16 protein-coding genes are annotated in these 13,370 nt (G+C 46.1%); 9 read left to right on the plus strand and 7 right to left on the minus strand.

Features of this window, described 5'->3' with window-relative positions:
- The first annotated feature begins 32 nt into the window (after positions 1-32).
- The 5 genes from upp to LQ567_RS10370 all read left to right on the plus strand — a co-directional run bounded on the left by upp (position 33) and on the right by LQ567_RS10370 (position 3,743).
- Complete coding sequence (upp, locus tag LQ567_RS10350; RefSeq protein ID WP_231004430.1) at positions 33-683, plus strand: uracil phosphoribosyltransferase; 651 nt, start codon at positions 33-35, stop codon at positions 681-683.
- 243 nt (positions 684-926) lie between these two features.
- The gene (gdhA, locus tag LQ567_RS10355) at positions 927-2,267 is read left to right on the plus strand and encodes an NADP-specific glutamate dehydrogenase (protein WP_231004431.1); all 1,341 of its coding nucleotides are present in this window, start codon (positions 927-929) and stop codon (positions 2,265-2,267) included.
- Positions 2,268-2,439: 172 nt separating this feature from the next.
- Positions 2,440-2,667, plus strand: coding sequence for a hypothetical protein (locus LQ567_RS10360; RefSeq protein WP_231004432.1), 228 nt, complete (start codon positions 2,440-2,442; stop codon positions 2,665-2,667).
- Between the two features lie 5 nt (positions 2,668-2,672).
- The gene (locus LQ567_RS10365; protein WP_231004433.1) at positions 2,673-2,975 is read left to right on the plus strand and encodes a hypothetical protein; all 303 of its coding nucleotides are present in this window, start codon (positions 2,673-2,675) and stop codon (positions 2,973-2,975) included.
- Positions 2,976-3,044: 69 nt separating this feature from the next.
- The gene (locus LQ567_RS10370; protein WP_231004434.1) at positions 3,045-3,743 is read left to right on the plus strand and encodes an SAM-dependent methyltransferase; all 699 of its coding nucleotides are present in this window, start codon (positions 3,045-3,047) and stop codon (positions 3,741-3,743) included.
- On the opposite strand, the gene LQ567_RS10375 is transcribed toward LQ567_RS10370, so the two are convergent.
- On the minus strand, positions 3,732-4,169 hold the full coding sequence (locus LQ567_RS10375; protein ID WP_231004435.1) for a hypothetical protein: 438 nt from the start codon (positions 4,167-4,169) through the stop codon (positions 3,732-3,734). The genes LQ567_RS10370 and LQ567_RS10375 overlap by 12 nt on opposite strands.
- 305 nt (positions 4,170-4,474) lie before the next feature.
- On the opposite strand from LQ567_RS10375, the gene LQ567_RS10380 reads away from it, so the two are divergent.
- Genes LQ567_RS10380 through argC form a run of 4 tightly spaced genes read left to right on the plus strand, consistent with a single transcriptional unit; the run spans position 4,475 to position 7,761 of the window.
- Positions 4,475-5,185, plus strand: coding sequence for a GNAT family N-acetyltransferase (locus LQ567_RS10380; RefSeq protein ID WP_231004436.1), 711 nt, complete (start codon positions 4,475-4,477; stop codon positions 5,183-5,185).
- A 15-nt stretch (positions 5,186-5,200) separates the two neighbouring features.
- Complete coding sequence (gene argG, locus LQ567_RS10385; protein ID WP_231004437.1) at positions 5,201-6,406, plus strand: argininosuccinate synthase; 1,206 nt, start codon at positions 5,201-5,203, stop codon at positions 6,404-6,406.
- Positions 6,387-6,746, plus strand: a complete 360-nt coding sequence (locus tag LQ567_RS10390; RefSeq protein WP_231004438.1) for a cupin domain-containing protein — start codon at positions 6,387-6,389, stop codon at positions 6,744-6,746. The genes argG and LQ567_RS10390 overlap by 20 nt, the downstream gene beginning before the upstream one ends.
- Before the next feature lie 31 nt (positions 6,747-6,777).
- Positions 6,778-7,761: an N-acetyl-gamma-glutamyl-phosphate reductase gene (gene argC, locus LQ567_RS10395; RefSeq protein ID WP_231004439.1), complete on the plus strand. Its 984-nt coding sequence runs from the start codon at positions 6,778-6,780 to the stop codon at positions 7,759-7,761.
- Between the two features lie 181 nt (positions 7,762-7,942).
- On the opposite strand, the gene LQ567_RS10400 is transcribed toward argC, so the two are convergent.
- From LQ567_RS10400 to LQ567_RS10425, 6 genes are all read right to left on the minus strand, one after another.
- On the minus strand, positions 7,943-8,398 hold the full coding sequence (locus LQ567_RS10400) for an RES family NAD+ phosphorylase (protein ID WP_231004440.1): 456 nt from the start codon (positions 8,396-8,398) through the stop codon (positions 7,943-7,945).
- A complete protein-coding gene (locus tag LQ567_RS10405) occupies positions 8,398-8,862 on the minus strand; it encodes an antitoxin Xre-like helix-turn-helix domain-containing protein (protein WP_231004441.1) in 465 nt (154 codons plus the stop codon). Before LQ567_RS10405 ends, LQ567_RS10400 begins: the two co-directional genes overlap by 1 nt.
- A 55-nt stretch (positions 8,863-8,917) precedes the next feature.
- Positions 8,918-9,649 carry a hypothetical protein gene (locus LQ567_RS10410; RefSeq protein ID WP_231004442.1) on the minus strand — a complete coding sequence of 244 codons (732 nt, stop codon included), beginning with the start codon at positions 9,647-9,649 and terminating at the stop codon, positions 8,918-8,920.
- Positions 9,650-9,682: 33 nt separating this feature from the next.
- The gene (mgrA, locus tag LQ567_RS10415; protein WP_231004443.1) at positions 9,683-10,675 is read right to left on the minus strand and encodes an L-glyceraldehyde 3-phosphate reductase; all 993 of its coding nucleotides are present in this window, start codon (positions 10,673-10,675) and stop codon (positions 9,683-9,685) included.
- A gap of 199 nt (positions 10,676-10,874) precedes the next feature.
- Complete coding sequence (gene dacB / locus LQ567_RS10420; RefSeq protein WP_231004444.1) at positions 10,875-12,248, minus strand: D-alanyl-D-alanine carboxypeptidase/D-alanyl-D-alanine endopeptidase; 1,374 nt, start codon at positions 12,246-12,248, stop codon at positions 10,875-10,877.
- A gap of 153 nt (positions 12,249-12,401) precedes the next feature.
- Positions 12,402-13,355, minus strand: coding sequence for a hypothetical protein (locus LQ567_RS10425; RefSeq protein WP_231004445.1), 954 nt, complete (start codon positions 13,353-13,355; stop codon positions 12,402-12,404).
- Positions 13,356-13,370: the final 15 nt, after the last annotated feature.

The following is a 13,370-nucleotide window of genomic DNA, read 5'->3' on the forward strand; positions in this document are numbered from 1 at the left end:
CTTCCGGAAGCAGCAATTATAAACAGTTCAACATGGTCATTAATTTAAGCGAGCAACACAGCCTGGTAAGCAATTGGGTAAGCGAACTCAGAGATACTGAAATACAACAGGATCGTATGCGGTTTCGCAGGAACCTGGAGCGGATCGGCGAAGTGATTGCCTATGAAATCAGCCGGGAGCTGCCTTATAAGACCGTGGAAACCCAAACTTCGCTGGGTATCTCCAATTCCAGGGTATTGGCGGAGCAACCGGTGCTGGCGACCATTCTGCGGGCCGGGCTTCCCCTGCACCAGGGATTGCTGAACTATTTTGACAAGGCCGACAACGCGTTCGTATCGGCTTACCGGAAACATCATAAAGACGGCAGTTTTACCATTAACGTCGAATACCTGAGCAGCCCCGAACTGGAAAACCGCATCGTCATTGTTTCCGACCCCATGCTGGCCACCGGCGCCTCCCTGGTAAAAACCGTTCAATACCTGCGGGAAATAGGGCGTCCAAAATTGATTCATGTAGCGGCCGCAATTGCCTGTACGGAAGGCATTGAATATGTCCTGCGCGAAGAACCGTCACTGAAACTCTGGTGTGGTGATATCGACGATGAGATCACCGCAAAAGGCTATATCGTACCCGGACTGGGCGATGCCGGAGATCTTGCTTTTGGCGGAAAAGCACAGTACTAACTGCACCGCCGGAAAAAATAAAGCCCTGTAAAACGGTTTGCTCACATTTCCCCGCAGAAAGCCGGTTTCCTCGCTACTTTACCCATCACCCCGTACATAATAAAACTGCAGGAAAATACTTAAAAACTGAATAACCGCTAATCTTTCGCAATATTCTCTGCATATATTTCAAAAAAACTAATACCTGTTAAAAAAATATTTTTGTATTTTTCCGCACTAATCCATCTTAGTTATTTTTAAAATATGAATGAATCAATCAGGCCTTTTCTTGAAAAGGTAAGTGCAAGAAATGCCGGAGAACCGGAATTCTTACAGGCAGTTACCGAAGTTGCAGAATCAATCATCCCTTATATCGAAACCCAGTCAAAGTATAAAAACAGCAAGATCCTGGAACGGATGGTGGAACCGGAGCGCGTGGTCATTTTCAGGGTTCCCTGGCTTGATGATAACGGCGAAGTGCAGGTAAACCGCGGATTCAGGGTTCAGATGAATAGTTCCATCGGACCGTACAAAGGCGGTTTACGGTTTCACCCCACGGTAACGCTCAGTGTGCTGAAATTCCTGGCATTTGAACAGGTATTTAAAAACAGCCTTACCGGCCTGCCGATGGGTGGAGGAAAAGGCGGATCGGATTTTGATCCCAAAGGAAAATCAGATAACGAGATCATGAAATTCTGCCAGAGTTTTATGACCGAGCTGTACCGGCATGTGGGGGATGATATTGATATCCCTGCCGGTGATATCGGAGTGGGCAAACGCGAGATCGGCTACCTGTTTGGCCAGTACAAACGGATCACCGGCACGTTTAACGGGGTACTTACCGGAAAGGCATTTGAATGGGGCGGCAGCCTGATACGGCCCGAAGCCACCGGCTATGGCCTGATTTATTTTGTAGAAGAAATGCTGAAAGTACAGGAAGACACCCTGTTGGGCAAAAGAGTACTCATCTCCGGATCGGGCAACGTGGCACAGTTTGCCGCAGAAAAATGTATTGAAAAAGGTGCCAAGGTATTAACCATGTCCGATTCCGAAGGGTTTATTTACGACCCGGTGGGCATCGACCAGGAGAAGCTGGAATATATCAAGGATCTGAAAGATAACCAGCGCGGGCGTATCAAGGAATATGCACAACGTTACTCCTGCGAATTTTTCCCCGGTGAAAAACCCTGGAGAATTAAATGTGATATTGCGCTTCCCAATGCCACCCAAAACGAACTGGATATAGCAGATGCAGAAATCCTAATCCAAAACGGTTGTACCTGTGTAGCAGAAGGAGCCAATATGCCTTGCACCCCGGAAGCGGTGGCCGCTTTCCATCAGGCAAAAGTATTGTATGCCCCGGGTAAGGCCGCAAATGCAGGAGGCGTGGCGGTTTCCGGTCTTGAAATGTCGCAAAACTCCCAGCGCTACTCATGGGGACGAACCAAGGTAGACAATAAACTAAAGGATATCATGAGCGACATCCATCACATCTGTATGAAGCACGGGCATGAAAAGGATGGCCATATCAATTACGAAAAAGGCGCCAATATCGGAGGATTTGTGAAAGTGGCGGAAGCCATGCTTTCGCAGGGTATTGTGTAACACAAATAGCACCGTTTTTCTTAAACAGGGACGCCTCAAAAAAGGAGGCGTCCTTGTTTTTATGCTGCTATGCGAAACTTGAACTTGAAGCCTCGCATAGCTGATTTTCAAAAAACCGGCCGCCCCTGTCCAATTCCCGACCTTCTGATTGTTATAATATCAAACATACATTATGGCAAACAATCAACAAGAAAACAAACACCTGATGCCCTTCCTGATCTGGCTGGCAATATATCCCCTGATCACTTTATTGTTATTTGTATTGGGTGGGCATATCGAGCCCTTTCCTTTACCGGTAAAAACCCTCATTCTTACCGTTATCGCAGTTCCGCTGGTCTATTACATCATTCTTCCTTTCTATTTCAATATCAGCGACCGTATTAAAAAACAAATAAAATAATTACCATGATAACCGTTAAAGTAACCTATACCATTAAGCCTTCATTCGTAAAGCAAAACCTTGAAAATATCCGCCGGTTCATGAATGATTTCAAACAACTGGAAGGCTTTCAATATGCAGTATATACATCAGCAGATGGCAATACCTTCACCCATATATCCCATTATAAGGATGAAGTGATTCAGAAGGGTGTACTGGCGGTGCCCTCCTTCCTTGCATTTCAGCAGCAGCGCGATGCAAGCGGATTGATCGGTGAACCCCAGATCGAAGTATTGCAACTGGAGGAGATGGTACGTCCGATCATCTAAATAAACTGCTATGCGAAACTTGAAGTTTCGCATAGCAGTTTATTGCAATCATTATTGTAACATTGCTGTATGACAGCCACGATCTACCTTATTCCTACCTACCTGCACGAAAGTAACCTGGAGGTATTGCCCGCCTACCTGCTGGAGGCCATTGAAAAATGCGCCGTGCTTTTTGTAGAAAACGAGCGCACCGCGCGGCGCTATTTAAAACAGTTAAAAAAAGAGATCGTCATCGACCATTTCGAATGGTTTGGCATCCAGAAAGACGAGGCAAGCCTGCTCCAGCAATTCCGGCAAAAACTAAAAGAAGGGAAGTCCATCGGCATCATTAGTGAGGCCGGATGCCCGGGGGTAGCAGATCCGGGGCAGCTCCTGGTTGCGGCGGCACAGGAAGCCGGAGCGCAGGTAATTCCCCTGGTGGGGCCCAGCTCCATTTTGCTGTCGCTCATGGCCAGCGGGTTAAACGGGCAGCAGTTTAGCTTTATCGGTTACCTGCCCATCGACAATGGTCAGCGGATCAAAGCCATTAAAGAACTGGAAAACGAATCGCAGCGCAAAAACAGCACCCAGATCTTTATTGAAACACCCTACCGCAACAACCAATTACTGGAAACACTTTTGAAACAATGCCAGCCGCAAACGAAGTTGTGTATTGCAGCGGATATCACTGCCGGAGAAGAATTCATTAAAACAAAAACCATTCAGCAGTGGCAGAAAGAAACCATTGACCTGCACAAACGGCCTGCTATTTTTTTACTAAAAAGGTGATACGCCGCCATCCGTCATGGAAATGATACTGTCTACAATATACACGGTGTTACCTCTCCAGGGCAATACACCCCGGTATTCTTTATAATGCAGATCGAAGCGCTTGCCGCTGTGTATAGCCAGTGTATCGTAAATACGTTTATTCTCGATGGAAAAAACAAAATTATTCGATTGTGCGCCACCACCCAAAGCGCCCTTGATACCAGCCTGGATCAGCTCCCCTTCAAACGTTTTAAATACCTGTCCTTTACGCACCACATTTTTCAGGATACCCGATTTTACACCATCACCAAATACATTATAATAATTCCAGTATATATATCCGCCACCCAGAATGATAAACACCAGGATGCCCATCAGAAAATACCGGCGACAACCCGAACGTTTGTTTGCTTTCTTTTGGTTCTCAATTGGTAAGGTTTCCATAAAAAATGGTTTAAATAAAAAATTTAATGTGCAATATTCAATATTGCATTATTTTTGTACTTCGAAAGTACAATTTGTTTTTAAATGAATAACTTTTTAAAACATACAAAACACGTTGCATTTCATGCAAATATCACCACGGGGATCTACGCCGTGGGATTTGATGTGGCCGTATGTTTTCCACGACCGATGCGCTGTCCTGATTGCTGACAGGACAACCCCCTGACCTGGGCCCTGTCAGTGAAATCTCTCCGAAAAAAGCTTATCAGGACTGGTCTCCCGCAAATTCATTTTAACTACACATCGTGGACAATCTCAATCAGGAAATTATCGTAAGAGTAGCTGAAGCTGCTGATAAAAAATATTCAACGATCATTACGGACGAAATGGAATCATCGGCAAAAGCCCGTGGTACCGGCATTGCAAAAAGAAGTCCGGAGTACATTGAAAAAAAGATCGACGAAGGTAAAGCCGTTATCGCGCTTACAGAAACCGGTGACTGGGTAGGTTTTTGCTATATCGAAACCTGGAGTCATGGAGAATATGTGGCCAATTCCGGCCTGATCGTCGCGCCCCATTTCCGTAAAAGCGGCGTTGCCAAAAAGATCAAGCAAACCATTTTTAAACTCAGCCGGAAATTATTCCCTGAGGCCAAAATATTCGGGTTAACCACCGGGCTTGCCGTAATGAAAATCAACAGCGAGCTGGGATATGAGCCCGTTACCTATTCGGAACTCACGCAAGACGAACAGTTCTGGGCAGGCTGCAAAAGCTGTGTCAATTACGAGATCCTTATGGGCAAGGACCGGAAGAACTGTATGTGCACGGCTATGCTCTACGATCCCAAAGACCACTATGAGCCGGAGGAAACCAAAGCGTTTTTTGAAGAAAACAAAACAGGCCTGGAGCGGCTGCAACGGTTTAAACAATGGAAATTCTTAAAAGCCTTCCGTAAAAAAGGCAAAACCGGAACCGGGTCCGGAACCATAAAATCATTTTTTAATTTGTTTCATTAATAATTACTGTTAAAGATGGCTAAAAAAGTTGTACTGGGTTTTAGTGGTGGTTTAGACACATCATTCTGCGTAAAATACCTTACTGAAGAAAAAGGATACGAGGTACACAGCATCATTGTAAATACCGGCGGTTTTAGCGAGGATGAATTGAAAAAGATAGAAGAGCACGCCAAAAAGCTGGGTGTAAAATCGCACAAAACAGTGGACGCCGTTAAAAATTATTACGAATCCATCATCCGGTACCTCATATACGGAAATGTGCTGAAGAACAATACATATCCGCTGAGCGTATCTGCGGAGCGCCTGAGCCAGGCCCTGCATATTGCCAGCTATGCCCGGGAGCTGAATGCTGACGCCATTGCGCATGGCAGCACCGGCGCGGGAAATGACCAGGTACGGTTCGATATGGTGTTTCATATCATGGCTCCGGAAATAGAGATCATTACACCCATCCGGGATATGAACCTCAGCCGGGCTGCTGAAGTAGAATACCTGAAAAGCAAAGGTGTAGAAATGAACTTTGAAAAATCGGTGTATTCCATCAATAAAGGCCTCTGGGGCACCAGCGTTGGCGGCAAGGAAACACTGACCTCCAACGGCTACCTGCCCGATGAGGCCTGGCCCACGCAGGTAACCCAAACCGGCACCGAGCAGGTAAAGCTTTCGTTTGAGGAAGGTGAGCTGAAACGGATCAACGATCAGGAATTCGCCCACCCAACAGAAGCCATACAGCACCTGCAGCAGATTGCAGGCCCTTACGGCATCGGCCGTGATATTCACGTGGGTGATACCATTATCGGCATCAAAGGCCGTGTTGGTTTTGAAGCCGCAGCGCCCATCCTGATCCTGAAGGCACACCATGCCCTGGAGAAACATGTTTTAAGCAAATGGCAGTTGCAGTGGAAAGACCAGATCTCCCAGTTTTACGGAACCTGGTTACATGAAGGACAGATCCTGGACCCGGTAATGCGAGATATTGAGGCTTATTTGCAAAGCAGCCAGCGCAATGTAACCGGAGATGTATTTCTTCAACTGCACCCCTATCGCTACCAGGTATTGGGCATCGAAAGTCCGTACGACCTTATGAACAATGCATTCGGCAGCTATGGCGAAGCAAACAGAAGTTTTACAGGAGAAGATGTAAAAGGCTTTACCCGGATCTTTGGCAACCAAACATCGATCTATCATTTGATAAAAGAAGGTGCCCAGGAAGAAAAATAAAGTGGTCAGCAGCAATATACCGGTATCATCATACCAATGGGGTGCCGGGTGCGAGGCGTTTGTGTTGAGCAGCAATGACCATTTTTCAATAAAAAAAGAACGGATACCACCAGGAACCGGAGAACAGTTACATCTGCACCATAAGGCAATACAGTTTTTTTACATCCTGAAAGGGACCGGTTCTTTTGAAATTGATCAAACTTTTTTTGTAGTAGGCTCCGGGCAGGGAATAGAGATCCTGCCGGGTCAGCAACACCGGATTTTCAACCAGGAAAGGGAATCGCTGGAATTTCTTGTTTGTTCACATCCGTTAACCGAACAGGATCGCTTAAATTTGTAACGCTGAAAATCAAACAACAAAACAGACAGGCATGAATATAAAAGCTGGAATAATTGGTGGCGCAGGATATACCGGTGGTGAATTAATTCGTTTATTGATCCATCACCCTTTTGTAACCATAACATTTATTCACAGCCGGAGTAATGCCGGAAAGCCGGTAACAGAGGTACATGCAGACCTGATAGGCGACACAGATCTGCGCTTTACAGATGCTATTTCACAGGATATTGATGTACTGTTTCTTTGTTTAGGCCACGGAGAATCCACGAAATTTTTAAAAGAGACGCCCATCGATGCATCCGTTAAAATTATCGACCTGGCCAATGATTTCAGGTTAAGAAAAGACAGCAACCAGCCGGAACTGAACCGTACGTTTGTTTACGGTCTTCCCGAGCTGAACCGGGAAGCGATTCAAAAAGCACAGAACATTGCCAATCCGGGCTGTTTTGCCACTACCATCCAGTTGGGATTATTACCATTGGCCCATACCGGTGTTCTTAAAGAGATCTACACAACCGGTATTACCGGCTCCACCGGCGCCGGTCAGAAGCTGGCCGCCACTTCGCATTTCAGCTGGAGGGCCAATAATATACAGGCTTATAAAACATTAACGCATCAGCACCTGGGCGAAATCGGCGAATCGCTGGATCAGCTGCAGCCAGGCACAGAGATCGACCTAAGCTTTGTACCCTGGAGAGGCGATTTTACAAGAGGCATCTTTATCAGTTCCACGATTACCACCGATCTGTCCCTGGAAGAGCTCTACGTTTTATTTGAAAATTTTTATAACGGTCATCCCTTTACCGTGGTGAGCCGCACACCCATCTTCCTGAAGCAGATCGTAAATACCAACAAAGCTGTGATCCAGCTGGAAAAAGTAGGTTCCAAACTGGTGGTGCATTCAGCGGCAGACAACCTGTTAAAGGGCGCAAGCGGGCAAGCGGTACAAAACATGAACCTGCTGTTTGGCCTGGATGAGCGCGCCGGTTTAAACCTGAAGCCCGCTGCTTTTTAAAATCAGCGATCCGATTTCAGCCGTCAGATTGGCGATCGAATCTTTAGACGAAGATTTGAAAACAGGCATTACCATCAAGCGCAAAAATGGCACTCCACCTGAAAGGTTGAGCATTAAACCAGGAACCCGTCCTTAACAGCCGGCATAGTTTTCCCCCACTCAAGCAAGCAGAAGGGTTTCTCTACCCAAATAACCGGTTGTCCAGTCCGTAAGACCGGGAATCAATAATTTTTATTTTTTTAAAATCGGGATGCAGGGGGTTTAACAGGAGATTAAATTCTTCCTGGATCACTGCTGAAGGCATTCTTAATGTGAGGTGCGCTTTTTGAACAAGGAACTGGTCGCCCATAAAACGGGTATACTCAAAATCCTCAACCCATTTATTTTTTAATACATCCGGATGTATTTGCACCAGCGGGCTTTCCGGCACCTCAAGCGTGAGCAGGTAGTAATCGGGCAGCATTTTATACATTGTCCGGTCATAGTTTACCACAATCTCCAATGCGGCCAATGAAATATGCTCAGAAGTATAAAGCGCATAAACCCCTTTGGAGTTCCAGCGCCCTCCATATAAAAAGGCTCCATAACCGGAGATGTCTTCTTTATAAGGTGCATGCACCAGTCGATAAACAAACATCAGGCAGAAATTCCTTGTTCCAGACGATGAAGCAGATCGATGATGCTTTGAATGCCATCATGTGTGGTTAAATGTTCTTTAACCAGCGACCCGTTTAAAGAGAATGGCCGGCTTTGCAGCCATAACCGAAATCCCTCTTTGCCAAAAAAATCATTTCCGGCTTCAATAAGGGTTGATAACAACAGGATCCGTTCTATTTGCAAGCCATTAAAACCGCTGCCCTCTTTTGCATACCGGTGCAGCGATCGCTCACTGATATAAAGAAGATCGGCCCATTCATTCAGGCTAAACGGACCTTTATCTGCGATCCTTTTAAAATGCGCATAGGTAAAATCTTTGATGGCGGGCTCTTTCGGTTCTTTTTTTATAGCTTTTGGACGAACCTGGTATACCGCTTCAAAATCGGATACCAGTGAAAGCGGCGGATCTTCGATGATTGGATATTTTTTTACTGGCTTTTTCATATTACGACTTTTGTCACAAAGGTAGGTGTTTTTTGTCGCTATTCATCTATTTCAGCTATCTTTCCTCCGGCCTGGTTTTGGACCATACCTCATAGATGGGGTCTCCCTTGGAACTCAATCCCGTATGAATCCAATGCCCCTCTTCCAGGTGATCTTTAAATTGCAGGGCCATTCCAACCCGGGAGCTGTCTCGCGAAAAAAACGCTATCTGCTCGGTATAGATCCCGTTCCTGAAGGTATATGTTCCGCCACCCGTACCGGAAAACTCCCCGGTTTCTATATTGATAGCAGCCCATTGGAACCGGTCATCGGTAAGAAATTTCAGGGTGCGCCTCGGCGCCAGTTGAATTTCCCGGAGCTGGTCGCCCTCCTTACGCTTGGTGATCCGCCAAACACCCGTCATTTCACCATTGGCTTTTCCGGCAGGAACCCATTTGCCCGTTTCGCCGGATAGGTTACTTTCAACATAGCCATTTTTTACATTCCATGTAAACGCACCGATGCTGCCGGTTTTGCTTTTATCTCCGGAATGGAACCGGTAGTTCAATTGTAAAATTCCTTTTTCTACGTGCTGAAATCCACCAAAGGTTTTGAAAAACGTTTTCCCGGTAGCGTCATAATGCGTAACCATACAATATTGATCCGCCGCCATCAACACCCAGGTTTCGGTACCTTTCGTGTACATCCAGCTTCCGGTTACTGATGTTTTTGAAGCCGGCCGTGCAAAACCTGTAAACAGGATCACACAGAGCAACGGCAAGAGATGGAATGGGCCGCTCATTTTCATGCGTAGTGCTTTTAAAGTCGGAATAACGATTACTTATTGCTGTGCGTTCAGGATCCGGGCTATCTGGCTTAATTCGTCTTTACTAAAGGTACTATTTTTCAGGTAACTTACTGAATCCATCAATTGGGCACTGCTGCTGGCCCCTACCAATACCGAGGTAACCCTGGGATCTTTCAGCAGCCAGGCCAGCGCCATTTGAGCCAGGCTTTGTCCTCTTTCCATCGCCAGCGCATTCAGTTCCTGGATCTGTTGCAACCGTTCCTTTGTGATCTGGTCTTTTTGAAGAAAGCCATGTTTCTTTGCCGCTCTGGAATTTTTGGGAATCCCCTTCAGGTACCGGTTGGTTAGCAGTCCCTGGGCCAGGGGCGAAAAAGGAATACAGCCAACACCTTCTTTCTCCAGCAGAACCAGCAACCCATCTTCCACCCAGCGTTCGAACATAGAGTATTTGGGCTGATGGATGACGCAGGGTGTGCCCAGTTTTTTAAGTATTTTAAACGCTTTCGCCGCTTCTTCTTTCCGGTAATTGGAGATCCCTACATACAAGGCCTTCCCCTGCCGCACAATCAGGTCCAGGGTTGCCATTGTTTCCTCCAATGGTGTTTCGGGGTCCGGACGGTGATGATAAAAAATATCAACATACTCCAGCTTCATACGTTTCAGGCTTTGATCCAGGCTTGATACAAGGTATTTTTTAGACCCCCAATCCCCGTAAGGCCCCACCCACATGGTATATCCGGCTTTTGTAGAAATGATCAGCTCATCCCGGTGGGATTTAAAATCCGTATGCAGGAGCTTGCCAAAATTGGTTTCTGCAGATCCCGGAGGCGGACCGTAATTATTGGCCAGGTCAAAATGGGTGATGCCGGTATCAAATGCACTGTGCAGGGTTTTACGATACACTGTTTCATCATCTACACCTCCGAAGTTATGCCAGAGGCCCAGCGAAATAGCCGGCAGTTTTAAACCAGACACGCCGCATCTGCGGTATTGCATCTCGGTATATCGCGATGGATTAAATTTCATTGATCAAATATTTTAATTAAAAATTAATTTTTATGCCTTGCGATGTCATTTTCTTAAAACCGCAGATGCGCAGATTAGGCCTGCGGCGCTTCGCACCGGTATTTTAGATATCATTAGAGCCGGCGCCCATCAGCGTATCTGTGGCAATTAAAATCACCAGGAGAAACTGCATTCACTGTTATTGCCCATTCACCATTACCTACTTCAGCTCGTCCAGCACCTTGTACATTTTCCGTACCAGTGCCAGCTGGCTCCCGTTGTAATTATTTACAAGAAACGAGAAAATGTATTCTTTTCCATCCCTGGATTTCTGATAACCGGAAAAGCCTTTTACCCGGTTGATGGTTCCGCTTTTCATCTTCATATCATTATACAAAGGAAAGCCCTCATAATAATCCGCAAACCAGGACTGCTCCCTTGCATAGTTTAAAATAGTTACCTGGGCTCTTGTGGTGATCCTGTTTTGAGGCGACAATCCCGAGCCATCATACAAATGCAGTTCGTCCACATCCACACCTCTTGTTTTCCAGTGCTCCTGTATGGCCGCAATACCGTTATCGGTGGTAGCCATTCCCTTACGATTTAGCCCCACCGTTCGTAATAGCGCTTCCCCGTAAAGATTAATGCTTTTGCGCAGAAACCAGTAAATGATCTTTGACAATTCCGGTGAGCTGTTTGTGTAAAACCATTTTACCTCCTTTGCCTCCTGACTCGTTGCAGTAACTGCGGTATTGGAAAAACGAACGGTGCCCTTAAGACTATTGATCACCGTTTTTACAAACTGGTTGGCCGGGTCATATACCGATCCCGATACTACAAACCCGTTCTGTCCTGCAGGAATGGTGCCGGTCAGCAATCCCGATTGCCGGCCCATGGAAGGATAAAACAAAATACTGTTATCACCCGAATTCTTTTCGCCAGCCGTTGCCAGTGAAGTGATCCGGTAATCGTAGAGATACGGTACCGTTTTTACAACCGAAACCGCGCTGCCCAATGCAGTCCCCGATTTTAATACAAGGTCAAACTGGTTCTCTCTCCAATTGAGTGCCTGTGCACCTGCGCCGTAGTAATTCCCAAGATCCTGCCAGATCCATCCCTCCGGAATGGTTTCTTCACCCCATTTTCCGGTATAGATCAACACGCTGTTCAGCTCTTTCACCCCCTCCGCACGCAATGCATTTTTAAGTCTTGCAAGGAACGCCGTGTCCTTTGTTTCGCTCCATCGCCAGCTGGCCAAACTGGGGTCACCGGACGGATCGATATACAGGCACTTCCCCTTGGGCGTATGCACAATACCAAACCGGGTTTCATACCGGTAACCGGCACCCAAAATATCAAACGCTGTAGCAGCCGTTACAATTTTTTCTGTGGAAGCCGTTGCCATACCTACCTTGCTGTTCTGATCAAAAACCACATTACCGGTTGAAGCATCAATAACATACAGGGAACTCAATGCATATTTCAATTGAGCATCTGCATTAAATGCATCCATTGCCGCTGTTAACTTTTGCGCGGTTTGCGCGTGAACCGTTATCCACCCCAGAAGGATCGCCAGAAGAGAAAAAAGTCGCATAGTCATCTCATTAAGAAAGGGAAAGTACAACATAATTCAGGAAGAACCGCATCCGGAATCGAAGATTTTTGATCACACCTCGTTCAACGAAGCCGATAGAAAAGCAGATCAGCCGGACGCAGGAGCCGCCGCTTTATGCCAGATCAAAAGGTATTATCGAAAATTAAACAACGTAGCCGTAAACATGCCCCGTTCTCTTTTTTTAAAGATCACATCCCAGTTACCGATATAGCGAAGCACCGAGGGTACCAGCAATCGCCCAACCCGTGTTAATTCTACTTCCATATGTACATCAAAATCATAAGCACCGGTATTATAACTCAGGTCATAGGTACGACCCATAATTTCAAAGCTGCGGTCGTTAAACCAGGTGGTCATCCGGTCATATACGATCCGGTTCCGGTCGGCCCCACTCAATCCCTCCTTTGCCTTAATCTCAAATTTGTACGCATTTTTACCATTGTAAGAAACATAGTCAATCATATAATCATACAGGTCCGCAACACGGGGGTCGAAGATATTGCTCTTTTCGCCCATCAGCGGAATGCCCGGTATCCTTTTCCCCGGATTAAAGAACAACATCTTCAGTTGCTCCTTCCGCTTTTCGATACCGGATTTATCTTTTGGATGCAACCCGGCATTGCCCACAATATTTGTTTCCCCGCATACTTTCCCTGCAGTAAAGAACAACCCTGCATACAATTCAGCGGTATAATAATTATAATCCCCGCTCTTATCGACCATGTCTCCTGTGGTGTGCTCATATTCTTTTGTCATGGTACGGCAGCCTCCCTGGTAGGTTTGATGGGTTTTACTGTTGAGTGAAGCAACCTGCTGTCCCCGCTTATCGCGCATTACAATATTGTTTAAGGACGAGAAACTAAGCACTCTTAAATTTTTAAATGCTTTATAAAAAGAAGTATCCTTCTTCACCCGGTCAATAAAGCTGGGTACATTCAGTTTATTATTGATCACTACTTCCGAAAGCGTTACCATCTGCGCCAGGCGGTCATTTTCCAATGAATCCTGTACGGCTTCATTTACCTGCGCGCTCAGCCATTGACCAAAACCCTGCAGCAATACAAGAAAAAGAATTTTCGGTTTCATAATTCTAAAAGAAAG

The sequence above is a fragment of the Niabella pedocola genome (assembly GCF_021044425.1).
Classification (GTDB): domain Bacteria; phylum Bacteroidota; class Bacteroidia; order Chitinophagales; family Chitinophagaceae; genus Niabella; species Niabella pedocola.

Coding starts and splice junctions, on each gene's coding strand:
- LQ567_RS10375 (WP_231004435.1), bottom strand. CDS start 4,169: ATGGAAACCTTACCAATTGAGAACCAAAAGAAAGCAAACAAACGTTCG.
- gdhA (WP_231004431.1), top strand. CDS start 927: ATGAATGAATCAATCAGGCCTTTTCTTGAAAAGGTAAGTGCAAGAAAT.
- upp (WP_231004430.1), top strand. CDS start 33: ATGGTCATTAATTTAAGCGAGCAACACAGCCTGGTAAGCAATTGGGTA.
- LQ567_RS10370 (WP_231004434.1), top strand. CDS start 3,045: ATGACAGCCACGATCTACCTTATTCCTACCTACCTGCACGAAAGTAAC.
- dacB (WP_231004444.1), bottom strand. CDS start 12,248: ATGCGACTTTTTTCTCTTCTGGCGATCCTTCTGGGGTGGATAACGGTT.
- LQ567_RS10400 (WP_231004440.1), bottom strand. CDS start 8,398: ATGTTTGTTTATCGACTGGTGCATGCACCTTATAAAGAAGACATCTCC.
- LQ567_RS10360 (WP_231004432.1), top strand. CDS start 2,440: ATGGCAAACAATCAACAAGAAAACAAACACCTGATGCCCTTCCTGATC.
- LQ567_RS10410 (WP_231004442.1), bottom strand. CDS start 9,649: ATGAAAATGAGCGGCCCATTCCATCTCTTGCCGTTGCTCTGTGTGATC.
- LQ567_RS10365 (WP_231004433.1), top strand. CDS start 2,673: ATGATAACCGTTAAAGTAACCTATACCATTAAGCCTTCATTCGTAAAG.
- LQ567_RS10425 (WP_231004445.1), bottom strand. CDS start 13,355: ATGAAACCGAAAATTCTTTTTCTTGTATTGCTGCAGGGTTTTGGTCAA.
- argG (WP_231004437.1), top strand. CDS start 5,201: ATGGCTAAAAAAGTTGTACTGGGTTTTAGTGGTGGTTTAGACACATCA.
- mgrA (WP_231004443.1), bottom strand. CDS start 10,675: ATGAAATTTAATCCATCGCGATATACCGAGATGCAATACCGCAGATGC.
- LQ567_RS10405 (WP_231004441.1), bottom strand. CDS start 8,862: ATGAAAAAGCCAGTAAAAAAATATCCAATCATCGAAGATCCGCCGCTT.
- argC (WP_231004439.1), top strand. CDS start 6,778: ATGAATATAAAAGCTGGAATAATTGGTGGCGCAGGATATACCGGTGGT.